Origin of the sequence: Klebsiella sp. OBRC7 (assembly GCF_000293135.1) — a bacterium.
In the GTDB taxonomy this organism is placed as follows: domain Bacteria; phylum Pseudomonadota; class Gammaproteobacteria; order Enterobacterales; family Enterobacteriaceae; genus Klebsiella; species Klebsiella michiganensis.
The window spans coordinates 77,251-98,354 of the sequence record NZ_ALNJ01000093.1; the positions used below are offsets into that span (position 1 = coordinate 77,251).

The following is a 21,104-nucleotide window of genomic DNA, read 5'->3' on the forward strand; positions in this document are numbered from 1 at the left end:
TTCAATCCCTCAATGATGCCTGGAATCGCTCTTTCAATGCCTCTACACATTTGGCGACGGTAGCGGCAATCTCCTCTTCTTCGAGTGTACGGCTGGTATCCTGGAGGATAAGGCTGATAGCGAGGCTTTTGAAACCTTCCGCTACGCCCTTGCCGCGGTACACGTCAAATAAGTTTACGCCAACTACCTGATTTACGCCAACTTTCTTACACTCGGCTAAAACATCGGCTGCGGGAACGTTTTCTGCCACAACGACGGCGATGTCGCGACGGTTCGCCGGGAAGCGAGAAACTTCACGCGCCTGAGGCACCACGCGGTCTGCAAGCTTGTTCCACTCCAGCTCGAACACCAACGTGCGGCCGTTCAGATCCAGTTTACGTTCCAGCTCGGGATGAACAACCCCAATAAAACCAATACGTTCACCTTTCAGATAAATCGCCGCCGACTGGCCCGGATGAAGCGCATTATTGGCTTCGATGCGGAATTCGATGTCGGACAGTTTACCCGTGAGGTCGAGAACAGACTCCAGATCGCCTTTTAAATCATAGAAATCGACGGTTTCTTTTGCCAGGTTCCAGTGTTCTTCATAGCGGTTACCGCAGATGACGCCAGCCAGCATCACGTCCTGACGAATACCCAGCGGGGCCTGCGTATCGGGAACAAAGCGTAAGCCGCTCTCAAAGATGCGGACGCGACTCTGCTGGCGATTCTGGTTGTAGACCACCGTCCCGAGCAGACCGGTCCACAATGACAAACGCATCGCTGACATTTCGCTGGAGATCGGGCTCGGCAGAATCAGCGCTTCTTCACCGGCGTGGATCCACTGCTGTACTTTCGGATCAACAAAGCTGTAGGTAATCACTTCCTGATAGCCTTTGTCGTTGAGCAGCGTTTTCACGCGCTTAAGCGACAGATCCGCTTCGCGGTGGCTGCCCATGATCAGGCCCGCTTGCACCGGTTCGTCAGGAATATTGTTATAGCCATAAACGCGGGCAACCTCTTCGACCAGGTCTTCTTCGATCTCCATGTCGAAACGCCAGCTCGGCGCCACGGCATGCCACTCATCCTGGCCTTCGGTAACTTCACAGCCCAGACGACGCAGAATGTCGCTAACCTGCGCATCTTCAATGTGATGGCCAATCAGACGATCCAGTTTGCTGCGGCGAAGGCGGATGGTCGCAGGCTTCGGCAGAGTCGCTTCATTGGTCACGTCAATAATCGGGCCCGCTTCACCGCCGCAAATATCCATCAGCAGGCGGGTTGCGCGCTCCATTGCCTGATACTGCAGCGCGGAGTCCACGCCGCGCTCGTAGCGGTGGGAAGCATCGGTATGCAGACCATGACGGCGGGCGCGGCCGGTAATGGACAGCGGGCTGAAGAACGCGCATTCCAGCAGAACGTTTTGCGTTTCATCGTTTACGCCGGAGTGCTCGCCGCCGAAAATTCCGCCCATGGCCAGGGCTTTCTGGTGGTCAGCAATAACCAGAGTATCGGTATCCAGCTTCGCCTCGGAGCCGTCGAGCAGGACCAGGGTTTCGCCTTCATGCGCCATACGCACGATAATTCCGCCTTCAATGCGGTCTTTATCGAAGGCGTGCATCGGCTGGCCGAGCTCGAGCAGAACGTAGTTGGTCACGTCAACCACGGCATCGATGGAGCGAATACCGCAGCGGCGCAGCTTCTCTTTCATCCATAACGGCGTCGGCGCTTTGACATTAATGCCTTTTACCACACGGCCCAGGTAGCGCGGGCATGCTTCCGGCGCATCGACCTGAATTGGCAGAACGTCGTCGATGGACGCGGCCACCGGGGTCATTTCCGGGACATTCAATGGCGCCTTGTTGAGCACGGCGACATCGCGGGCAATGCCGATAATACCCAGGCAGTCGGCACGGTTTGGCGTGACGCTGATTTCGATAGTGTTATCGTCAAGCTTCAGGTATTCGCGAATATCGGTACCCAGCGGCGCGTCGGCAGGCAGTTCGATAATACCGCTGTGATCGTCGGAAATTCCCAGTTCGGAGAAGGAGCACAGCATGCCTTCCGACGGCTCGCCGCGCAGCTTTGCCGCTTTAATTTTAAAATCGCCCGGCAGTACGGCACCGATGGTTGCAACGGCAACCTTCAGGCCCTGACGGCAGTTTGGCGCGCCGCAGACGATGTCCAGCAGGCGTTCGCCGCCGACGTTAATTTTTGTGACGCGCAGTTTGTCAGCATTAGGGTGCTGAGCGCACTCAACCACTTCCCCAACGACAACGCCGTTGAAGCTGCCCGCAACCGGTTCAACGCCGTCAACCTCAAGGCCGGCCATCGTTATCTGGTCCGACAGCGCTTCGCTATCGATAGCTGGGTTAACCCACTCGCGTAACCACAGTTCACTGAATTTCATTGTTCTGTCCTGCCCTTATTTAAACTGTTTGAGGAAACGCAGATCGTTTTCGAAGAACGCGCGTAAGTCGGTCACGCCGTAGCGCAGCATGGTCAGACGCTCCATACCCATGCCGAAGGCAAAGCCGGAATAGATTTCCGGATCGATACCCACGTTGCGCAGTACGTTTGGATGCACCATCCCGCAGCCGAGCACTTCCAGCCATTTCCCGTTTTTCCCCATAACGTCGACTTCGGCCGACGGCTCGGTGAACGGGAAATAGGACGGACGAAAACGAATCTGCAGATCTTCTTCAAAGAAGTTACGCAGGAAATCGTGCAGCGTTCCCTTCAGGTTGGTAAAGCTGATGTTGGTATCAACGATCAGGCCTTCCATCTGATGGAACATTGGGGTGTGGGTCTGATCGTAGTCGTTACGATAGACGCGGCCTGGCGCAATAATGCGGATCGGCGGCTGCTGGTTAGCCATAGTGCGGATCTGCACGCCTGAGGTTTGCGTACGCAGCAGGCGCGTGGCATCAAACCAGAAAGTGTCGTGGTCAGCGCGTGCCGGATGGTGGCCAGGAATATTCAGCGCATCGAAGTTGTGGTAGTCATCTTCGATTTCCGGGCCAGTCGCGACGGTAAAGCCGAGCTCACCGAAGAAACTTTCAATACGATCGATGGTACGGGTCACCGGATGCAGGCCGCCGTTCTCAATACGACGCCCCGGCAGAGAGACATCGATGGTCTCCGAGGCCAGGCGCGCGTTAAGAGCGGCGCTTTCAAGATCTGACTTACGCGCGTTAAGCGCCTGCTGGACCTGCTCTTTCGCTTCGTTGATAACCGCGCCGGCTGCCGGGCGCTCTTCAGCAGGCAGCTCACGCAGGGTCGTCATCTGAAGGGTCAGGAGCCCTTTTTTACCCAGGTATTCCACGCGGACGTTGTCCAGCGCAGCAACATCTGATGCCTCGTTAATGGCTGCCTTCGCACTGGCAACCAGCTCTGCGAGATGTGACATGGTTTTCCTCATTATGTCGGTGCAGACACCGGTTATGGTTATTATTTTGCTTTCACTATTTCGAGCCGCAGACGGCGGGTCATTCGCCATTTGACCGAATGACCCGGTCAATCCGCACGTCTGGAGCTTGAAATAGAACAAGCCAGTTCAGATACAAAAAAAGCCTCCACAGTGGGAGGCTTTTTGGCGCTGTTTTCCGTTTCTTCTTTCACGCGCTAGCCTCCTGAGTTCAGGTGCTAAAGTAAAAAAAGAAGCGGAAAATAGCAGCATTCATGCTTGCATTACCTTGTCTGGTAAAAAACGTAAGATCGATATTGAAAAGCTTACGCGGATAAAAGTCAATGTATTGATAGTCTTGAAACGAAAAGAGGGAGACAAGCTCCCTCTTTCAACTGGCTTATGCCAGAGCTGCTTTCGCTTTTTCAACCAGCGCGGTGAACGCTAATTTGTCGAATACGGCGATGTCAGCCAGGATCTTACGGTCGATTTCAACAGAGGCTTTTTTCAGGCCGTTGATGAATTTGCTGTAAGAAATACCGTTCTGACGTGCTGCTGCGTTGATACGCGCAATCCACAGTTGACGGAACTGACGCTTTTTCTGACGACGGTCACGATAAGCGTACTGACCAGCTTTGATAACAGCCTGGAAGGCAACGCGGTATACGCGAGAACGCGCACCGTAGTAGCCTTTAGCTTGTTTCAAAATTTTCTTGTGACGTGCACGGGCAACTACACCACGTTTTACGCGAGCCATATGTGCTCTCCTGTATCTATTCTAATTAAAAAGTTAAAAGGGTTAACGACTTATGCGTACGGCAGGCACGCGATGACCAGGCCCAGATCGCCTTTAGAAACCATGGCTTTCGGACGCAGGTGACGTTTACGCTTGGTAGCTTTTTTGGTCAGAATGTGACGCAGGTTAGCGTGCTTGTGCTTAAAACCACCTTTACCGGTTTTTTTGAAGCGCTTAGCAGCACCGCGTACGGTCTTAATTTTTGGCATTTTAATAACTTCCACTTCGCATTGTTAATAAACGAAACATAGGCGAACAATGACTGCGGAACCCGCAGGCTCCACAGACATTGCTACTTGAAGGCCTTACTGTTTCTTCTTAGGAGCGAGCACCATGATCATCTGGCGGCCTTCGATCTTCGTTGGGAAGGATTCGACTACTGCCAGTTCACTCAGATCGTCACGGACGCGGGTAAGCACTTCCATACCGATCTGTTGGTGGGCCATCTCACGGCCGCGAAAACGCAGCGTGATCTTGGCCTTATCGCCATCTTCCAGAAAGCGAATCAGGCTGCGGAGTTTTACCTGATAATCGCCATCGTCGGTGCCAGGACGGAACTTAATTTCCTTAACCTGGATAACTTTTTGCTTTTTCTTCTGTTCCTTAGAAGACTTGCTCTTTTCATAAAGGAACTTGCCGTAGTCCATGATACGACAAACTGGCGGTTCGGCGTTAGGGCTGATTTCAACTAAATCTACTCCAGCTTCTTCAGCTTTTTCGATCGCTTCTCTCAGACTCACAATACCCAAAGCTTCGCCTTCCAGACCAGTTAAGCGAACTTCCAGGGCGCGAATCTCGCCATTAATACGATTCGGACGTGCCGTTTGAACTCGTTTTCCGCCTTTAATACCTTATTCCTCCAGTTGTTTTAGACTGCGGCTGCGAATCTCTTGTTGCAGCTTCTCGATAACTTCATTTACGTCCAGGCTGCCCAAGTCTTTGCCACGACGGGTACGCACGGCAACTTTGCCGGCTTCTACCTCTTTGTCGCCACAGACCAACATGTAAGGGACACGACGTAAAGTGTGCTCGCGGATTTTAAAGCCTATCTTCTCATTTCTCAAGTCTGCTTTTACGCGAATGCCCGCATTTTGTAGTTTACGCGTCAATTCGTTAACGTATTCAGCCTGAGAATCAGTAATATTCATGACCACAACCTGCACCGGCGCCAGCCAGCTCGGGAAGAAGCCCGCAAACTCTTCGGTCAGGATGCCAATAAAGCGCTCCAGCGAACCAAGAATCGCGCGGTGAATCATTACCGGTACCTGTCGTTCGTTATTTTCACCCACATAAGAGGCGCTTAAACGCTGCGGCAGGGAGAAGTCCAGCTGTACAGTACCGCACTGCCATGCACGATCGAGGCAGTCATACAGGGTAAATTCAATTTTCGGACCGTAGAACGCGCCTTCACCCAGCTGATACTCAAACGGGATGTTGTTCTCTTCCAGCGCCACGGCCAGATCCGCTTCAGCACGATCCCATGTCTCATCGCTGCCGATGCGTTTTTCCGGGCGAGTCGACAGCTTGACGACGATTTTCTCGAAGCCAAAGGTGCTGTACATATCGTAGACCATGCGAATACAGGCGTTCACTTCATCGCGAACCTGATCTTCAGTACAGAAGATATGGGCGTCGTCCTGAGTAAAGCCACGTACGCGCATCAGGCCATGCAGCGCGCCTGACGGCTCATTACGATGGCAGCTACCGAATTCAGCCATACGCAGCGGCAGATCGCGGTAGGATTTCAGCCCCTGGTTGAAGATCTGCACGTGGCCCGGGCAGTTCATCGGCTTGATGCAGTATTCACGGTTCTCGGAAGAGGTGGTGAACATCGCATCTTTATAGTTGTCCCAGTGGCCGGTTTTTTCCCACAGCACGCGGTCCATCATAAACGGGCCTTTAACTTCCTGATACTGGTACTCTTTCAGCTTAGAACGCACAAAAGTTTCCAGTTCGCGGAAGATAGTCCAGCCGTCGTTATGCCAGAACACCATGCCCGGCGCCTCTTCCTGCATATGATACAGGTCGAGCTGCTTACCGATTTTACGGTGATCGCGCTTAGCGGCTTCTTCCAGACGCTGCAGATAGGCATTTAAGGCTTTTTTATCTGCCCATGCGGTTCCGTAGATGCGCTGCAGCATTTTATTGTTGCTATCGCCGCGCCAGTAAGCGCCAGCGGTCTTCATCAGTTTGAAATGATGACAGAAACGCATATTCGGCACATGCGGCCCACGGCACATGTCGACATACTCTTCATGATGATACAAACCGGGTTTGTCATCATGCGCAATGTTTTCATCAAGAATGGAGACTTTATAGCTCTCGCCGCGCTTCACGAAGGTTTCACGCGCTTCGTGCCAGCTGACTTTCTTCTTAATGACGTCGTAGTTTTTCTCGGCGAGCTCGTGCATACGTTTTTCGAGCGCGTCGATATCTTCCTGGGTCAGGGTATGGTCCAGATCGACATCATAGTAGAAACCGTTGTCGACAACCGGGCCGATCGCCATCTTGGTATTTGGCCACAGCTGTTTAATCGCGTGCCCCAAAAGGTGCGCACAGGAGTGACGAATAATCTCAAGTCCATCTTCATCTTTCGCGGTGATGATAGAGAGCGTCGCGTCGTTTTCAATTAAGTCGCAGGCGTCAACCAGCTCGCCGTTGACGCGGCCGGCAATGGTGGCTTTCGCCAGACCGGGGCCAATATCCAGAGCGACGTCCATCGGGCTCACAGCGTGATCAAAATGGCGTTGGCTGCCATCAGGAAGCGTAATTACAGGCATTTCATGTCCTTATTTGCAGTGGTGCCCCGCACGAAAGAGCACATACAAAACAATATAATCATAATTATCAACACGTTCAGGCCCAGTTCCCGCTTCACTCTGCGAAAATATGTGCACGCTCGTTCACCGACGCGTACCCACCTGCAGCCGCCTGTTGATAACACCGACGGTTAGTTTACACATCATTAGTGCGTGATAAAAGTCACATGAGACTTAAATGGTTATTGCTGATGGAAAAAAAGGTCGCGGCGCAACAAATCCAGCGTAATTGCTGCGGAACCGTGCGGCAAAAGAGCGCGGCAGGACGATATGACGCATAAAGAATATTTATGCTTTCACATCAATTATGCATGTTTAACACAAAGTGCGGAAAGCAAAACCGGTACGGCATTACCCGGTTTGCTGCTTCACGAAATAATTAAAAGATGATGTTCAAGAACAATGAAATATCAGGACCATTCGCCGGCGACAAGTTTATGAACATCAAAAGCATCATTCATTGACTGCCCGGTAGTCTGTGAGCCCGGCGCTATGTTGGAGCCTGCTTCGACATCGGTAGCTTTGGCGATGCCAACTTGGGTATGCTCGTTATTACCCGGCTGCGGTGCGGGAGCGGCGGCAAATGCGCCAAAAGACAGCGTGCACAGCATCACGGCCGCGAGTGCGATTTTGCTATTTCTCATGATAGTCATTCTCTTATTTGTTTCGGATAAATAGAACGGCGTCGTTATCGCCGCCTGTGTGCAACAGTATAGATCCAGATCACATTTTTGTCCGACCCAATATTTATCTTTTCGTGTCAAATTAACTGCATATTTGTCAGCAAAATAGCAATTGTGGGGAAATTATGAAGACGATTTCTTTTTATAAAAAACAAAACGAGAGACCAAAAATAATAATGCCACTTATTGCCAAATTTAAAACAATCAGGCCAGAATATCTGGCCTGAAATATTACATTTTATAACCGAGCGATAGCGTGGTACGGCGATCGGTGTGTTCCGGCGCCGATGACGGCGGCTCAGAGTTCCACGTCAGGTTATAGGCGACCTTGAGGGCAAAGTGAGCATTAATGGCAACGTTCAGCGCGCTTTCGGAGTTCAGCGTCGTATCTTCCGCGCCGAATACAGAAACACCTTGCGTAAATTTGGCGTTATCGGTCATCTGCCAGGCGTAAGTGCCGGAAGCATAGCCCAACGGCTGAGTATCAGTATCGCCGTCGGTATACTCGTCGTAGCGTACGCCAGGACCAAATTCAAAACGCAGGCTGTGTACCGGTCCGTTCATAATCTGTCGACCATAACCTGCGGTAAACACATCACGCTGCTGATAACCATTGTAACGATCCGTCAGCCAGCTGGCCTGGCCAAATATATAGTTCTGGTCAGTCAGGTTGTAACGGCTACGTCCCCCCACCGCGTACCTTTCCGAAGAGCGCTGATCGTTTGACGACGTATTGCTGGCATTTCCCCACAGCGACCAGGCGGTGATATTGCCATACCAGGTCAACGTGGAATCGGCGGTCATTGAGGAACTTTTCGTATTGCCGGACTGCGCCAGATAACCGGCGTTAACAGTACCTTCGAAAGGTTTTTTAGCAGAAGATGGGTCATCCATGACAGTAAAAACGGAATCATCGGCCATTGCGCACGCAGACGCAAAAAGCCCTCCCGCGAGCGACACCGCTGCGGGTACTGTCTTCAAAAGCTTCATTTAATTTTAAGTCCGTACAACCTATAAGGAGACCTGGATGGTCCCGGGAGCTTTCGCGAGGATCGCGGATAGCCGGTCCTAAGAAAGGGAGTAAATTATAAAAAAGCACGATTAACTTAGCAATCAATTACTCTTTCGTTTTTTGTATAAGACGCTTCTCAAAACAATTTTTATTTCATAAAGATAAAAAGAGGTTGCGTTGTATAAGTGGCGCGTCGCTTCCCCTTCCCTCCTTTAAGTGCCATGCTTAAAACCAGAGCAGCTAAATTCGTATTATGGAGGAAACTGGATGACCAAAATCTATACGCTCACGTTAGCCCCCTCGCTCGATAGCGCAACCCAGACCCCGCAAATTTACCCGGAAGGCAAACTGCGCTGTAGCGCTCCCGTGTTTGAACCCGGCGGCGGCGGAATTAACGTTGCGCGAGCCATCACTTTTCTTGGCGGCAGCGCCACAGCCATCTTTCCCGTCGGCGGGGCGACAGGCGAACACCTGACGGCGCTGCTGACGGATGAACATGTTCCCGTCGATACGGTAGAGACCCATGACTGGACGCGGCAGAATCTTCACGTGCATGTGAACGCCAGCGGCGAGCAATATCGTTTCGTGATGCCGGGCGCAGCGTTAACTAAGGAGGAGCTCCAGCTCCTTGAGGAAAAAGTCCTCGCCATCGCCCCGGGTTCCCTGCTGGTGATTAGCGGAAGTCTCCCGCCCGGCATCAGCGTCGATAATCTGACGCAGCTGGTCAAAAACGCTCAGCAGCATGGATTGCGCTGTATTGTTGATAGTTCCGGTGACGCGCTCGCCGCAGCGCTTGATGTCGGCAATATCGAGCTGGTTAAGCCAAACCAGAAAGAGCTTAGCGCGCTGGTACAGCGCGATCTGACCCAGCCGGATGATGTGCGTCTTGCGGCGCAGGAGCTCATTCGGTCGGGCAAAGTCCAGCGCGTCGTCGTCTCCCTCGGCGCCCAGGGTGCGCTCGGCGTTGATGCCCAGGGTAGCGTTCAGGTAGTACCGCCGCCGATGAAAAGCCAGAGCACCGTCGGCGCCGGTGACAGTATGGTCGGCGCAATGACCTTAAGGCTGGCGGAAAACGCCTCGCTTGAAGATATGGTTCGCTTTGGCGTTGCGGCGGGTAGTGCGGCAACCATCAATCAGGGCACCCGCCTTTGCTCGCTGGATAATACGCAAAAAATCTACCACTATCTGCGCGGTTGATAACGCCTTCGCTCCCTCTGGGAAGACAGAGGGAGTCGCCAAATCAGCATGATGGTCTATGCTAAAAATGCCATGGATAACAACGGGGTGAAAAATGAGTAGCGAAATTATTGCCTGGGTCGTCACGGTTCGTTTTCACGAAGAGACGTTAACGGAAATTAACGAACTCAGTAATCACCTCACCCGCGCCGGATTTACCCTCGTCTTAAACGATGATGAAGGGAACGTCCACGAGCTCGGCACCAACACCTTCGGCCTGCTTTCCATGCAGAATGCCGAGGAAGTCAACGCCTTAAGCGCAGGTTTAGCCGAAACCGCGCTGGGAAGACCCGTCGACGTCACCGTGGTCACATTCAGCGAGTGGTTAAAAGCTCAATAAGTGCGATTGACGCAACGGAAAACGTCCAGTTGTGCGTCAGTTCGAATTTTACGCCGGGGTTATGCGCTAACCTTATGAAATGTTGGAAAACATGGGGAGAGACGGCATGTGGCAAGCTATCAGCAATTTGTTACGCGATTTGCATACCGAAGCAGCTGAAATCGAACTGCGAAACGAACTACCCGGTGGAGAGATACACGCTGCCTGGCATTTACGCTATGGCGGGCGAGATTACTTCGTAAAATGCGACGAACGCGAGCTGTTACCCATCTTCACGGCCGAGGCTGACCAGCTTGAACTCCTGTCGCGCAGTAAAACGGTGAACGTACCGCAGGTTTTTGCCGTGGGCAGCGATCGAGATTACAGCTTTCTGGTGATGGAATACCTCCCTCCTCGCCCGCTGGATGCGCACAACGCTTTCCTGTTAGGCCAGCAAATCGCCCATTTACATCAATGGAGCGATCAACCGCAGTTTGGTCTGGATTTTGACAACGATCTCTCCACCACTCCCCAGCCGAACGCCTGGCAGCGTCGCTGGTCCACGTTCTTTGCCGAACAGCGCATCGGCTGGCAGCTGGAACTCGCCGCCGAGAAAGGCCTGCATTTTGGTGATATCGATCATCTTGTTGATATTGTTCAGCAACGGCTGAGCAGTCATCAGCCGCAGCCATCGCTGCTTCACGGTGACTTATGGTCCGGTAACTGCGCGCTCGGGCCAAACGGGCCCTATATTTTCGACCCCGCCTGCTACTGGGGCGATCGCGAATGCGATTTGGCGATGCTCCCGCTGCATCCGGAACAGCCGCCGCAAATCTATGACGGCTATCAGTCCGTATCGCCGCTGCCGTCCGGCTTTCTCGAGCGGCAGCCCATCTACCAGCTCTATACGCTGCTGAATCGGGCGATTCTGTTTGGCGGACAGCACTTGGTGACGGCGCAGAAAGCGCTTGATGAGGTGTTCATGGATAAGGCCCCTTAAGGGGCCTTGTTTTTGAGGATTAGCTAATTTGTACGCCTTTCAGACGGAACTGAATGGTCATGGTAATGCCGGTTCCCGGTTTACCCGGTTCATAGCGCCACTTACGTAAAGCGTTTTTCACTTCACGCTCAAACATATTGGCAGGCTGGGCGGAGAGGATCTGCACGTTGTCCACGCGCCCGTCCGGCGTGACGTCAAACTTAACCCGTACGCTTCCTTCAATACGCAGCGCCTGGGCACGAGCCGGATAGCTCGGCTCTCCGCGGCTTAGCGCCCGCGGCCCGGAAGGCGCCGTCACGGTGGGTTTAGCGGTCGCGGCTGAGGTGCTCGGCGCGGTGCGCGCCGGCGCCGTATTTGTATTTTCAAACGGCGAGGCCGGGCGCGTTTCCACCGGTTTTACATCACGCTTCGGTTGTTCGACCTTTTTTTCCGGCTTCGGTTTAGGCTTTGGCTTCGGTTTTGGCTTCGGTTTATGGATAACAACCGGCGCCTCTTTTGGCGGTTCAGGCATCACTTCCGGTTCCGGTTCTGGCTCCGGTTCAACAACGGGCTCAACGACCGGCTGAGCCGCCTGAGGCGGTTCCAGATCTGCCGGGGCCACCATAGTGATTTCAATGGGCTGTGAGGGTGCCGGCCGTTCAATAACCTGATGTACCGAAGTATAGAGCAACCCCGCGATAACACTGCCGTGGATAACCACAGACAGTAGCGTAGGCCACGGAAAGCGGCGAGGTAAATCAAAGGTCATTGCGCTCATAGTCGTTTCTGTTGAAAAATGATGCCCCGATTTTAAATGCAAATAGCAATCATATTCAACTAGGGTTGTTGGCTTGTATCAAAATTTGCCCTGTTTTCTGACAAAAAGCCCCCGGGACGTGGCATTCTGGGGATCGTGATCATCTTTGCATTGCAGTCAACGACGGTTTCACTTAACGTGATTCGCCAATTTATTGATAAGGAGCCATGCCGTGCTTTACGTTATCTACGCTGAAGATATCGCCGACTCTCTGGAAAAACGGACATCGGTACGTCCCGCCCATCTGGCGCGTTTGCAATTATTACATGATGAAGGTCGTTTACTGACCGCCGGCCCAATGCCTGCCGTAGACAGTAATGAACCCGGCGCGGCGGGCTTCACCGGCTCAACGGTCATTGCGGAATTTGAATCGCTGGAAGCGGCGCAATCATGGGCCAATGACGATCCCTATATCGCCGCAGGGGTTTATCAGAAAGTCTCGGTGAAACCGTATAAAAAGGTTTTTTAGCCTATAAAATGCTTAAGCAATAAGAACGCGTTAAAATTTTAATCTATGGCGATCGTTCATTAGAGGACATTTCTAATGTACGCGAGTACGGAATGGTCGCCATCCTTATGTCTCTCCACATCCCCGGTTCTGCATTCCGATCTCTTTAGGTCGCGCCCTGATGATAGCCATTTGCCGGCAGTGTATCAGCACCGCCGACTTTCTATGGTTAATTACCTGTTGGACTTCAGCGTTCCCTTAAGACCATGCGGTTCTGAGCGAAGATACTGCGGCGGAACGCTCACCTGAGCGCCCAGGGCTGCCGCGGCATGCCATGGCCAGTGCGGATTGTAGAGCACGGCGCGGGCAATGGCGATGAGGTCGGCGTCGCCATTTTGTAGCGCCTCTTCCGCCTGCTGCGCTTCCGTCACCAGACCCACACCGATCACCGGGATATTCACCTTCTCGCGGATTTCACGCGCGAACGGCAGCTGATAGCCGGGGCCCACCTGAATTGCCTGATGAGGCGACAGACCGCCGCTGGAAACATGAATATAGTCGCAGCCAAGCGCCTCAAGCTGCTGGCTGAAGATAATCGATTGAGCGTTATCCCAGCCGCCATCCACCCAGTCTGTTGCTGAAAGTCGGACGCCCACCGCGATGTCCTGACTGACGGCCTCACGGATGGACCGGAATATCTCGAGCGGAAAACGCAAACGGTTCTCCAGCGAGCCGCCGTATTCATCGGTACGCTGGTTACTGAGCGGTGAAAGGAACTGGTGCAACAGGTAACCATGCGCGGCATGCAGTTCAATCAATTCAATACCCATCCGCTCAGCGCGTCTGGCACTGTCTACGAATGACTGCTTGATGCGTTTCATGTGGTCCTGAGTAAGTTCAACCGGAGGTCGTTCACCTTCACCATAGGCCAGCGCTGATGGCGCAACCGTGTCCCATCCGCCAGAATCATGCGCCAGCTGGTGTCCCCCCAGCCAGGGAGCTGCGGAAGAGGCTTTTCGTCCGGCATGGCCCAGCTGGATACCGATGGGGATTGAAGCGTACTGGCGGATATCGGTCAGCACGGTGCGTAATGCGGCTTCCGTTTCGTCATTCCATAAGCCCAGATCAGCCGGGGTAATGCGTCCGGCGGGCTCTACAGCGCTGGCTTCGATAATCAGTAAGCCCGCGCCGGAAAAAGCCAGTTGTCCGAGATGGATACGATGCCATGCCGTCGCCTTGCCATTGTCGGCGGAGTACTGGCACATTGGCGCAATGACAATACGGTTCTCAAGTTCCAGCTTACCGATTCGCACCGGACTAAAAAGTTGACTCATAGATACCTCTCAATAATATAAGCCTTACGGACATTATAAGTAGCATGTGTTGATGCATGGCACTTCCCGTTTTTTGCGTTTATACGCGTTGGGCCAGTCTGATGAGGTATGGCGCGATGCGACTTCCTGCCCGCCGCTGCTGATGCAAACAATAACGCAGGAGCCCGCGAGAAACCGGGTTTCGCCGGCAGAAGAAAGAGAGATGACAGTATAAGAATGTATGCTAAGAACAAAACGCTGATAAAACAGAGGCACCGCGAGCGGTGCCTTTTGTTTCGACTCTCAACATTCAGAGAAGGTGAACAGCAGAGAGTGACGTTGCCGTTTAACCAGCTCCTTTCTGATGGAGAGGATGCGCATATTACGACGCGACTGGCCTTCCAGCCAGCGTGCTTTACGGCGACTCACCTGCCGAAGCATGCGCCAGCGCCCTACTTCCGTTCTACTACGCTTCATTGCAACTACTCTACAAGTAAAAACAGCCTGCATTATAGACCGATGAATCTGGCTAACCAACGCTTTCGCTGCGTTTTTATTTGCCAGATGGATGATGATGCGTAAACTCATGTCATCAAGTCATTCAAAAGGATTTTTCATCTATGACAACCTTTTACACGGTGGTGAACTGGCTGGTTATACTCGGTTACTGGCTACTTATCGCCGGTGTAACATTACGGATATTAATGAAAAGACGCGCGGTCCCGTCAGCGATGGCGTGGCTGCTTGTCATTTATATTCTTCCCCTGGTGGGCATTATCGCCTATCTCTCGTTTGGCGAACTGCATCTGGGTAAACGCCGCGCCGAACGCGCGCGGGCCATGTGGCCCTCAACGGCCAAGTGGTTAAAGGACCTCAAAGCCTGCAAGCATATCTTTGCCGAGGAGAATAGTCCGGTCGCGGAATCCTTGTTCAAGCTCTGCGAACGTCGGCAGGGCATTGGCGGCGTCAAAGGCAATCAGCTCCAGCTGCTCACCGAATCCGATGACGTCATGCAGGCGCTCATCCGCGATATCCAGCTCGCTCGTCACAATATTGAGATGGTGTTCTATATCTGGCAGCCCGGCGGCATGGCCGATCAGGTCGCCGAATCATTGATGGCGGCGGCAAGGCGCGGCGTACACTGCCGGCTGATGCTCGACTCCGCCGGGAGCGTGGCGTTTTTCCGTAGCCCCTGGGCCGCCATGATGCGTAATGCCGGCATTGAAGTCGTCGAAGCCCTGAAGGTCAACCTGATGCGCGTCTTTCTGCGCCGTATGGACCTGCGTCAGCATCGTAAAATGGTCATGATCGATAACTATATTGCCTATACCGGCAGTATGAATCTGGTCGACCCGCGTTTCTTTAAGCAGGACTCCGGCGTTGGCCAGTGGATCGATCTGATGGCGCGAATGGAAGGTCCGGTAGCGACAGCGATGGGCATTGTCTACTCCTGCGACTGGGAGATTGAAACCGGCAAACGTATTTTACCGCCGCCGCCGGACGCGAACATTATGCCGTTCGAAGAGGCCAGCGGGCACACAATTCACACTATCGCCTCGGGTCCGGGTTTTCCGGAAGATTTGATCCATCAGGCTCTGCTGACTGCCGCCTACGCGGCCAAAGAGCATTTGATCATGACGACCCCCTACTTTGTGCCCAGCGACGACCTTTTGCATGCCATCTGTACCGCTGCCCAGCGCGGCGTCGATGTCAGCATCATTCTGCCGCGCAAGAACGATTCGCTGCTGGTGGGCTGGGCCAGTCGCGCCTTCTTTACCGAGCTGCTGGCTGCCGGGGTAAAGATTTACCAGTTTGAAGGCGGTCTGCTGCATACTAAGAGCGTGCTGGTTGACGGCGAACTTAGCCTTGTGGGCACCGTAAACCTCGATATGCGCAGCCTGTGGCTCAACTTCGAGATTACGCTGGTGATTGACGATGCCGGATTTGGCAGCGATCTGGCTGCGGTGCAGGACGATTACATCTCCCGCTCGCGCCTGCTGGACGCCAGGCTGTGGTTAAAACGTCCGCTGTGGCAGCGGATCGCCGAGCGACTGTTTTACTTCTTCAGTCCGTTGCTGTAAAACGTGCCAATCAGATGTTTAATGGGTAGCAATCATGGATATGGATTTAAACAATCGCCTGACCGAAGACGAAACGCTTGAACAGGCTTACGACATTTTCCTCGAACTGGCCGTCGACAACCTCGATCCGGCGGATGTCATTCTGTTCAACCTGCAGTTTGAAGAACGCGGCGGCGCCGAGCTCTTCGATCCGGCGCCTGACTGGGAAGAGCACGTCGATTTTGACCTTAACCCTGACTTCTTTGCTGAAGTGGTCATTGGTCTGGCCGATGAAGATGGCGGCGAAATTAACGATATTTTTGCGCGCGTGCTGCTGTGTCGTGAAAAAGACCACAAGCTCTGTCATATCCTGTGGCGCGAATAAGCTCTTTCTTAAGCAAATAGCTTATATATAAAAGTAGAAGCCTGCCTGAGTTAACCGGGGCAGGCTTTTTTAGTTATTCAGGCAGTTCGCTGCCGCAGGCGTTGCAGTAGCGAGCGTCTTTTTCATGAACGTTATGCTGGCAATGCGGGCACTGGCGCTGAGTCCGGCGACTCTGAAATGCGGTGGTCATATGGCTGGTAATTAAGCCGGTGGGAATCGCAATAATCGAGTAGCCAATTAAGATAAGAATGGAGGCCAAAATTCGCCCCAGCGGCGTATGCGGCGTAATATCGCCATACCCTACCGTGGTTATCGTCACTATCGCCCAGTAAACCGACGCGTTCAGCGTAGTAAAACCGTATCGCGGCCCCTCAACCAGATACATCAGGGAGCCAAAGATCACCATGACGATGGCAATAAAAGAATAGAACAGGATCAGCTGGTGGCGAGCGCTGACGATAGCGGCCCAGAAAATATTCAACGACGGCATAAAGCGCAGCAGCTTAAGGATACGCAACGCCCGAATAGCGCGCATGGCCCGCCAGGCAAACACGTACTCAATACTGATCTCGGGCCACAGCCACATAACGTAAAGCGGTAAAATGGTGGCTAGGTCAATAATGCCCCAAAAGCTGAAAATATACTTTAGCGGATTCGGCCAGCTGATAATGCGCAGAAAATACTCAAAGGTAAAAACCGCCGTCACGACAAGTTCGAGCCAGACGAAAATATGCCATTCGTCTAAGGTCAGATGATATTGCGTTCCGAGCCCGGACTCGATAAATATCACCAGCACGCTAAGCAGGGCAAATACGCCGCAAAGTCCCTCGAAATGCCGACCGGATCGTCGGTTTTGATCGAAGAGTAAATGATACAGCCGCAGACGAGCGGCATGAATATGAAAAGCCACGTTAACCTCGCTAAAAAAAGGCTGACTAACGTCAGCCCCTGAGATTATAACGGGTCCACCTTCAGGCAGGAAACCGCATGGCGGAAACTGCCCTCCAGCACCGGTCGCGTCTTAGCGCACTCCGGCCCGGCAATCGGACATCTGGTGCGGAATACGCATCCCGACGGCGGGTTAATCGGCGATGGCAATTCTCCCTCCAGAAGCTGGATCGTTTTATTCTTTTCCTTATCAGGGTCCGGAACCGGCACTGCCGACATCAGCGCTTTGGTATAGGGATGCAGCGGATTATGATACACCTCATCATAGGTGCCGAGCTCCACGGCATGGCCAAGATACATCACCAGCACGCGATCGGAGATATGCTTCACGACCGCCAGATCATGGGCGATAAAAATCAGCGACAGTCCCATTTCCCGCTGCAGCTGCTGCAGCAGATTCACTACCTGCGCCTGAATCGACACGTCCAGCGCTGACACCGGCTCATCGCAGATAATGAGCTTCGGTTCAAGAATTAGCGCACGGGCAATACCGATGCGCTGGCACTGGCCGCCGGAGAATTCATGCGGATAGCGGTTAATCAGGTTCGGCAGCAGCCCCACTTTCATCATCATCGCCTTAACGCGATCGCGAACTTCCTGACGCGGCATTTTGGGATGATAGGTGCGCAGCGGCTCGGCGATGATTTCCCCGATCGTCATGCGCGGGTTTAGCGACGCCAGCGGATCCTGAAAGATCATCTGAATATCGCTGCGCACGTCGCGCCATTCGTCGGCTTTCATCCCCAGCAAATCTCTACCTAACCAGGCGACTTTACCGTCGGTAGCCTTCACCAGACCGATGATGGCGCGCGCGAAGGTCGATTTTCCGCAGCCGGACTCCCCGACCACGCCCAGCGTTTCCCCTGCATACAGACGCAGCGTTACGCCATCTACCGCTTTCAGCGTTTTCGACGGCTGCCAGAACCACTGTTTGCCGTCTTTGATATCAAAATGCACTTTCAGATCGGCGATTTCGAGCAGGACTTTTCTTTGTTCCGTTACGGCGTTCATAGCAAATCCCCCACCGGTTGAAAGCAGGCGCGCAGGCGGCCCGGCGCAAACTCCTCCAGAGGCGGAGCGCTATTGCAAATCTCCATCGCGTGCGGGCAACGCGGCTGGAATGGACAGCCTTTCGGCAAACGCAGCAGGTTCGGCGGGTTGCCCGGAATCGTTAACAGGGCGTCGCCTTCCGCATCCAGGCGCGGGACCGCATTGAGCAGGCCAATAGAATAAGGATGAGAGGGGTGGTAGAAGACGTCGCGCGCCTGACCATATTCCATCGTGCGTCCGGCGTACATCACCAGCACCTTATCGCAGATCCCGGCGACGACGCCGAGATCGTGGGTAATCATAATGATCGCCGTATTGAACTCGCGCTTGAGCTCATTAAGCAATGTCATTATTTGCGCCTGCACGGTTACGTCCAGCGCCGTTGTCGGCTCATCGGCAATCAGCAGCTTAGGCCGGCACAACAGCGCCATCGCAATCATGACGCGCTGGCGCATCCCGCCGGAAAACTCGTGCGGATACATTTTCATCCGTTTGCGCGCCTCGGGCATTTTGACCGCATCCAGCATTTTCACCGACTCTTCAAAGGCTTCGGCTTTGCTCAGCGCTTTATGCAGCATCAGGACTTCCATCAGCTGTTCGCCTACCCGCATATACGGATTAAGCGACGTCATCGGATCCTGAAAAATCATTGAGATCTGCTCGGCGCGCAGCTTATTCAGTTCGCGCTCCGGGAGGTTAAGGATCTGCTTCCCGTTAAAGGTCGCTGACCCCCCGATACGGCCGTTGGCGGCCAGCAGGCCCATCAGCGCAAAAGCGGTTTGCGACTTACCGGAACCGGACTCGCCTACGATGCCTAAGGTTTCCCCCGCCCGTAGATTAAAATTGAGATCGTTGACCGCAGTCACATCGCCATCGGGAGTCGCAAAGGTGACGCGGAGATCTTTCACATCCAGAAGCAATCCGGATTGTTGTGCTGCCTGCGGCGCTTTCGCCGTTTCCATCGTACTCATGTCGGCGCTCCTTAGCGGTCTTTCGGGTCGAGGGCATCACGCAGGCCATCGCCGATAAAGTTAAAACAAAACAGCGTTACCACCAGAAAACCGGCAGGAAACAGCAGCAGCCACGGCGATACTTCCATTGAGTTCGCGCCATCGCTGAGCAGCGCGCCCCAGCTACTTAACGGCTCCTGGGTACCCAGGCCGAGGAAGCTTAAGAAGGATTCAAACAGAATCATGCTCGGGACCAGCAGGGAGGCGTACACTACGACCACGCCAAGCACGTTAGGCACGATATGGCGGATTACGATATTGCCGGTTGAAACACCGCCGACCTGCGCGGCTTCAATAAACTCTTTTCGCTTCAGGCTTAGGGTCTGACCGCGAACGATACGCGCCATATCCAGCCAGGAGACCATCCCAATGGCAACAAAAATCAGCAGGATATTCTGGCCAAAGAAGGTCACCAGCAGGATGACGAAGAACATAAACGGAAAGGAGTTGAGGATTTCCAGCAGGCGCATCATCACTGAATCCACCTTGCCGCCCAGATAGCCGGAAAGCGACCCGTAAAGCGTTCCCAGAATCACCGCCACCAGCGCTGCAGCCACGCCGACCATCAGCGAGATACGTCCGCCGATCGCCACCCGCACCAGCAGGTCGCGACCTGAGGAGTCGGTCCCAAAGTAGTGTCCGGACTCCATATCGGGGGCGCTGGACATCATGCCCCAGTCGGTATCGTAATAGGAAAACTGCGATACCATCGGCGCGATGGTGACAAAGAGCGCGATGATCACCAGCACAATCAGGCTGGCAACCGCAGCACGGTTATGCATAAAGCGGCGGCGGGCGTCCTGCCAGAGGCTGCGCCCCTCGACTTCCAGCTTTTCACTGAAGTTTTCCAGCGCCTCGTTGTTTTTCTTACTTAACATCATGGCGAACCCCAGCGTTAGTAACGGATCTTCGGATCGATAACGGCATACAGCACGTCAACAATCGCATTAAACAGAATGGTCAATGCGCCAACCAGAATGGTCAGACTAAGTACCAGCGAGTAGTCGCGGTTCAGCGCGCCGTTGACGAACAGTTGACCAATTCCCGGCAGGCCATAAATGGTTTCAATGACCATCGAGCCGGTAATAATGCCGACAAACGCGGGCCCCATATAGGAGAGCACCGGCAGCAGCGCGGGCTTTAACGCGTGACGCAGAATAATGCGGCGCATCGGTAAGCCTTTTGCCCGGGCGGTGCGAATGAAGTTAGAGTGCAGCACTTCGATCATCGAACCGCGGGTAATACGCGCGATACTGGCGATATAGGCCAGGGAGAGGGCCACCATAGGCAAAATCATATATTGCAGCGCCCCACCGTTCCATCCGCCGCCCGGCAGCCAGTGCAGCGTAATGGCAAATATCATGACCAGTAAGGGCGCGACCACGAAACTCGGTATCACAACCCCGGTCATTGCCACCCCCATTACGGCAAAGTCCCATTTCGTATTTTGCTTCAATGCCGCAATCACTCCGGCACTCACGCCAAGCACCACCGCGAGAAAAAATGCGGCGAAGCCTAATTTGGCGGACACCGGGAAGCTGGACGCTACCAGATCGTTGACCGAGTAATCTTTATATTTAAAGGATGGACCGAAATCACCGTGCGCCAGCTGCTTCAGATAATTGAAGTATTGGGTCATGATGGGGTCATTTAAATGATATTTTGCTTCAATATTCGCCATGACTTCTGGCGGCAGCGTGCGTTCACCGGTAAAGGGGCTTCCCGGCGCAAGACGCATCATGAAGAAAGAGATAGTAATAAGAATAAATAGCGTCGGAATCGCTTCCAGACAGCGACGTAAGATAAATTTTAACATTGCCCGTACCTTCTGGCGTGTGCCTTCA

The 21,104-nt window shown here is 53.5% G+C and carries 23 protein-coding genes and 1 other annotated feature; of the genes, 6 read left to right on the plus strand and 17 right to left on the minus strand.

Translation table 11 applies throughout. The annotated features are described in order from the left end of the window. Position 1 precedes the first annotated feature (1 nt). From pheT to HMPREF1144_RS19735, 9 genes are all read right to left on the minus strand, one after another. Positions 2–2,389 carry a phenylalanine--tRNA ligase subunit beta gene (gene pheT / locus HMPREF1144_RS19700; RefSeq protein ID WP_004851792.1) on the minus strand — a complete coding sequence of 796 codons (2,388 nt, stop codon included), beginning with the start codon at positions 2,387–2,389 and terminating at the stop codon, positions 2–4. Positions 2,390–2,404: 15 nt separating this feature from the next. Beyond that, complete coding sequence (pheS, locus tag HMPREF1144_RS19705; RefSeq protein WP_004851795.1) at positions 2,405–3,388, minus strand: phenylalanine--tRNA ligase subunit alpha; 984 nt, start codon at positions 3,386–3,388, stop codon at positions 2,405–2,407. A 153-nt stretch (positions 3,389–3,541) separates the two neighbouring features. After that, positions 3,542–3,667: a sequence feature (Phe leader region), on the minus strand. Continuing rightward, the gene (gene pheM, locus HMPREF1144_RS33055; RefSeq protein WP_001386830.1) at positions 3,618–3,662 is read right to left on the minus strand and encodes a pheST operon leader peptide PheM; all 45 of its coding nucleotides are present in this window, start codon (positions 3,660–3,662) and stop codon (positions 3,618–3,620) included. (Overlaps the previous feature by 45 nt.) A gap of 118 nt (positions 3,668–3,785) precedes the next feature. Continuing rightward, positions 3,786–4,142, minus strand: a complete 357-nt coding sequence (rplT, locus tag HMPREF1144_RS19710; RefSeq protein ID WP_004102963.1) for a 50S ribosomal protein L20 — start codon at positions 4,140–4,142, stop codon at positions 3,786–3,788. Between the two features lie 50 nt (positions 4,143–4,192). Then, the gene (rpmI, locus tag HMPREF1144_RS19715) at positions 4,193–4,390 is read right to left on the minus strand and encodes a 50S ribosomal protein L35 (protein WP_001124225.1); all 198 of its coding nucleotides are present in this window, start codon (positions 4,388–4,390) and stop codon (positions 4,193–4,195) included. 96 nt (positions 4,391–4,486) lie between these two features. Further along, the gene (gene infC, locus HMPREF1144_RS19720; protein ID WP_052746887.1) at positions 4,487–5,029 is read right to left on the minus strand and encodes a translation initiation factor IF-3; all 543 of its coding nucleotides are present in this window, start codon (positions 5,027–5,029) and stop codon (positions 4,487–4,489) included. A gap of 3 nt (positions 5,030–5,032) precedes the next feature. Further along, positions 5,033–6,961 (minus strand): threonine--tRNA ligase, encoded by a 1,929-nt coding sequence (thrS, locus tag HMPREF1144_RS19725; protein ID WP_004102966.1) that lies wholly within the window; start codon positions 6,959–6,961, stop codon positions 5,033–5,035. A 449-nt stretch (positions 6,962–7,410) separates the two neighbouring features. Further along, positions 7,411–7,644: a hypothetical protein gene (locus tag HMPREF1144_RS19730; protein WP_009653767.1), complete on the minus strand. Its 234-nt coding sequence runs from the start codon at positions 7,642–7,644 to the stop codon at positions 7,411–7,413. Positions 7,645–7,914: 270 nt separating this feature from the next. After that, positions 7,915–8,673 carry a YdiY family protein gene (locus HMPREF1144_RS19735; RefSeq protein WP_042928099.1) on the minus strand — a complete coding sequence of 253 codons (759 nt, stop codon included), beginning with the start codon at positions 8,671–8,673 and terminating at the stop codon, positions 7,915–7,917. 289 nt (positions 8,674–8,962) lie between these two features. On the opposite strand from HMPREF1144_RS19735, the gene pfkB reads away from it, so the two are divergent. From pfkB to HMPREF1144_RS19750, 3 genes are all read left to right on the plus strand, one after another. Then, complete coding sequence (pfkB, locus tag HMPREF1144_RS19740; protein ID WP_004851804.1) at positions 8,963–9,892, plus strand: 6-phosphofructokinase II; 930 nt, start codon at positions 8,963–8,965, stop codon at positions 9,890–9,892. Positions 9,893–9,986: 94 nt separating this feature from the next. Then, on the plus strand, positions 9,987–10,271 hold the full coding sequence (gene ghoS, locus HMPREF1144_RS19745) for a type V toxin-antitoxin system endoribonuclease antitoxin GhoS (RefSeq protein WP_009653733.1): 285 nt from the start codon (positions 9,987–9,989) through the stop codon (positions 10,269–10,271). Between the two features lie 106 nt (positions 10,272–10,377). Further along, the gene (locus HMPREF1144_RS19750) at positions 10,378–11,250 is read left to right on the plus strand and encodes a fructosamine kinase family protein (protein WP_004851808.1); all 873 of its coding nucleotides are present in this window, start codon (positions 10,378–10,380) and stop codon (positions 11,248–11,250) included. A 19-nt stretch (positions 11,251–11,269) separates the two neighbouring features. Here HMPREF1144_RS19750 and tonB read toward each other — a convergent pair whose 3' ends face one another. Further along, entirely contained in the window at positions 11,270–12,007 is a 738-nt protein-coding gene (gene tonB, locus HMPREF1144_RS19755) for a TonB system transport protein TonB (RefSeq protein ID WP_009653770.1), read from the minus strand. Positions 12,008–12,218: 211 nt separating this feature from the next. Between tonB and HMPREF1144_RS19760 the strand changes: the two genes are divergently transcribed. After that, entirely contained in the window at positions 12,219–12,515 is a 297-nt protein-coding gene (locus HMPREF1144_RS19760) for a YciI family protein (protein WP_004103089.1), read from the plus strand. Positions 12,516–12,727: 212 nt separating this feature from the next. Here the strand turns inward: HMPREF1144_RS19760 and HMPREF1144_RS19765 are convergent, their stop codons facing one another. Beyond that, positions 12,728–13,828, minus strand: coding sequence for an NADH:flavin oxidoreductase/NADH oxidase (locus HMPREF1144_RS19765; RefSeq protein WP_004851814.1), 1,101 nt, complete (start codon positions 13,826–13,828; stop codon positions 12,728–12,730). Between the two features lie 282 nt (positions 13,829–14,110). Then, positions 14,111–14,284, minus strand: coding sequence for a YciY family protein (locus tag HMPREF1144_RS33060; protein ID WP_004851815.1), 174 nt, complete (start codon positions 14,282–14,284; stop codon positions 14,111–14,113). A 143-nt stretch (positions 14,285–14,427) separates the two neighbouring features. On the opposite strand from HMPREF1144_RS33060, the gene cls reads away from it, so the two are divergent. Together cls and HMPREF1144_RS19780 are read left to right on the plus strand one after the other, a co-directional pair. Further along, entirely contained in the window at positions 14,428–15,888 is a 1,461-nt protein-coding gene (cls, locus tag HMPREF1144_RS19775) for a cardiolipin synthase (RefSeq protein WP_009653730.1), read from the plus strand. A 34-nt stretch (positions 15,889–15,922) separates the two neighbouring features. Beyond that, complete coding sequence (locus tag HMPREF1144_RS19780) at positions 15,923–16,252, plus strand: HI1450 family dsDNA-mimic protein (protein WP_004103097.1); 330 nt, start codon at positions 15,923–15,925, stop codon at positions 16,250–16,252. 73 nt (positions 16,253–16,325) lie between these two features. Here HMPREF1144_RS19780 and HMPREF1144_RS19785 read toward each other — a convergent pair whose 3' ends face one another. The 5 genes from HMPREF1144_RS19785 to oppB are packed head-to-tail and all read right to left on the minus strand — an operon-like array spanning position 16,326 to position 21,076. Further along, positions 16,326–17,162, minus strand: coding sequence for an ion transporter (locus tag HMPREF1144_RS19785; RefSeq protein WP_004851820.1), 837 nt, complete (start codon positions 17,160–17,162; stop codon positions 16,326–16,328). A 44-nt stretch (positions 17,163–17,206) separates the two neighbouring features. Next, a complete protein-coding gene (oppF, locus tag HMPREF1144_RS19790; RefSeq protein WP_009653716.1) occupies positions 17,207–18,211 on the minus strand; it encodes a murein tripeptide/oligopeptide ABC transporter ATP-binding protein OppF in 1,005 nt (334 codons plus the stop codon). Continuing rightward, positions 18,208–19,221 carry an ABC transporter ATP-binding protein gene (locus tag HMPREF1144_RS19795; protein ID WP_004851823.1) on the minus strand — a complete coding sequence of 338 codons (1,014 nt, stop codon included), beginning with the start codon at positions 19,219–19,221 and terminating at the stop codon, positions 18,208–18,210. The genes oppF and HMPREF1144_RS19795 overlap by 4 nt, the downstream gene beginning before the upstream one ends. A gap of 11 nt (positions 19,222–19,232) precedes the next feature. Then, the gene (gene oppC, locus HMPREF1144_RS19800; protein ID WP_004121697.1) at positions 19,233–20,141 is read right to left on the minus strand and encodes an oligopeptide ABC transporter permease OppC; all 909 of its coding nucleotides are present in this window, start codon (positions 20,139–20,141) and stop codon (positions 19,233–19,235) included. Positions 20,142–20,155: 14 nt separating this feature from the next. Next, a complete protein-coding gene (oppB, locus tag HMPREF1144_RS19805) occupies positions 20,156–21,076 on the minus strand; it encodes an oligopeptide ABC transporter permease OppB (RefSeq protein ID WP_004851825.1) in 921 nt (306 codons plus the stop codon). Between the last annotated feature and the right edge of the window lie 28 nt (positions 21,077–21,104).

Coding starts and splice junctions, on each gene's coding strand:
- pheT (WP_004851792.1), bottom strand. CDS start 2,389: ATGAAATTCAGTGAACTGTGGTTACGCGAGTGGGTTAACCCAGCTATC.
- pheS (WP_004851795.1), bottom strand. CDS start 3,388: ATGTCACATCTCGCAGAGCTGGTTGCCAGTGCGAAGGCAGCCATTAAC.
- rplT (WP_004102963.1), bottom strand. CDS start 4,142: ATGGCTCGCGTAAAACGTGGTGTAGTTGCCCGTGCACGTCACAAGAAA.
- rpmI (WP_001124225.1), bottom strand. CDS start 4,390: ATGCCAAAAATTAAGACCGTACGCGGTGCTGCTAAGCGCTTCAAAAAA.
- thrS (WP_004102966.1), bottom strand. CDS start 6,961: ATGCCTGTAATTACGCTTCCTGATGGCAGCCAACGCCATTTTGATCAC.
- HMPREF1144_RS19730 (WP_009653767.1), bottom strand. CDS start 7,644: ATGAGAAATAGCAAAATCGCACTCGCGGCCGTGATGCTGTGCACGCTG.
- HMPREF1144_RS19735 (WP_042928099.1), bottom strand. CDS start 8,673: ATGAAGCTTTTGAAGACAGTACCCGCAGCGGTGTCGCTCGCGGGAGGG.
- pfkB (WP_004851804.1), top strand. CDS start 8,963: ATGACCAAAATCTATACGCTCACGTTAGCCCCCTCGCTCGATAGCGCA.
- ghoS (WP_009653733.1), top strand. CDS start 9,987: ATGAGTAGCGAAATTATTGCCTGGGTCGTCACGGTTCGTTTTCACGAA.
- HMPREF1144_RS19750 (WP_004851808.1), top strand. CDS start 10,378: ATGTGGCAAGCTATCAGCAATTTGTTACGCGATTTGCATACCGAAGCA.
- tonB (WP_009653770.1), bottom strand. CDS start 12,007: ATGAGCGCAATGACCTTTGATTTACCTCGCCGCTTTCCGTGGCCTACG.
- HMPREF1144_RS19765 (WP_004851814.1), bottom strand. CDS start 13,828: ATGAGTCAACTTTTTAGTCCGGTGCGAATCGGTAAGCTGGAACTTGAG.
- HMPREF1144_RS33060 (WP_004851815.1), bottom strand. CDS start 14,284: ATGAAGCGTAGTAGAACGGAAGTAGGGCGCTGGCGCATGCTTCGGCAG.
- cls (WP_009653730.1), top strand. CDS start 14,428: ATGACAACCTTTTACACGGTGGTGAACTGGCTGGTTATACTCGGTTAC.
- HMPREF1144_RS19780 (WP_004103097.1), top strand. CDS start 15,923: ATGGATATGGATTTAAACAATCGCCTGACCGAAGACGAAACGCTTGAA.
- oppF (WP_009653716.1), bottom strand. CDS start 18,211: ATGAACGCCGTAACGGAACAAAGAAAAGTCCTGCTCGAAATCGCCGAT.
- HMPREF1144_RS19795 (WP_004851823.1), bottom strand. CDS start 19,221: ATGAGTACGATGGAAACGGCGAAAGCGCCGCAGGCAGCACAACAATCC.
- oppC (WP_004121697.1), bottom strand. CDS start 20,141: ATGATGTTAAGTAAGAAAAACAACGAGGCGCTGGAAAACTTCAGTGAA.
- oppB (WP_004851825.1), bottom strand. CDS start 21,076: ATGTTAAAATTTATCTTACGTCGCTGTCTGGAAGCGATTCCGACGCTA.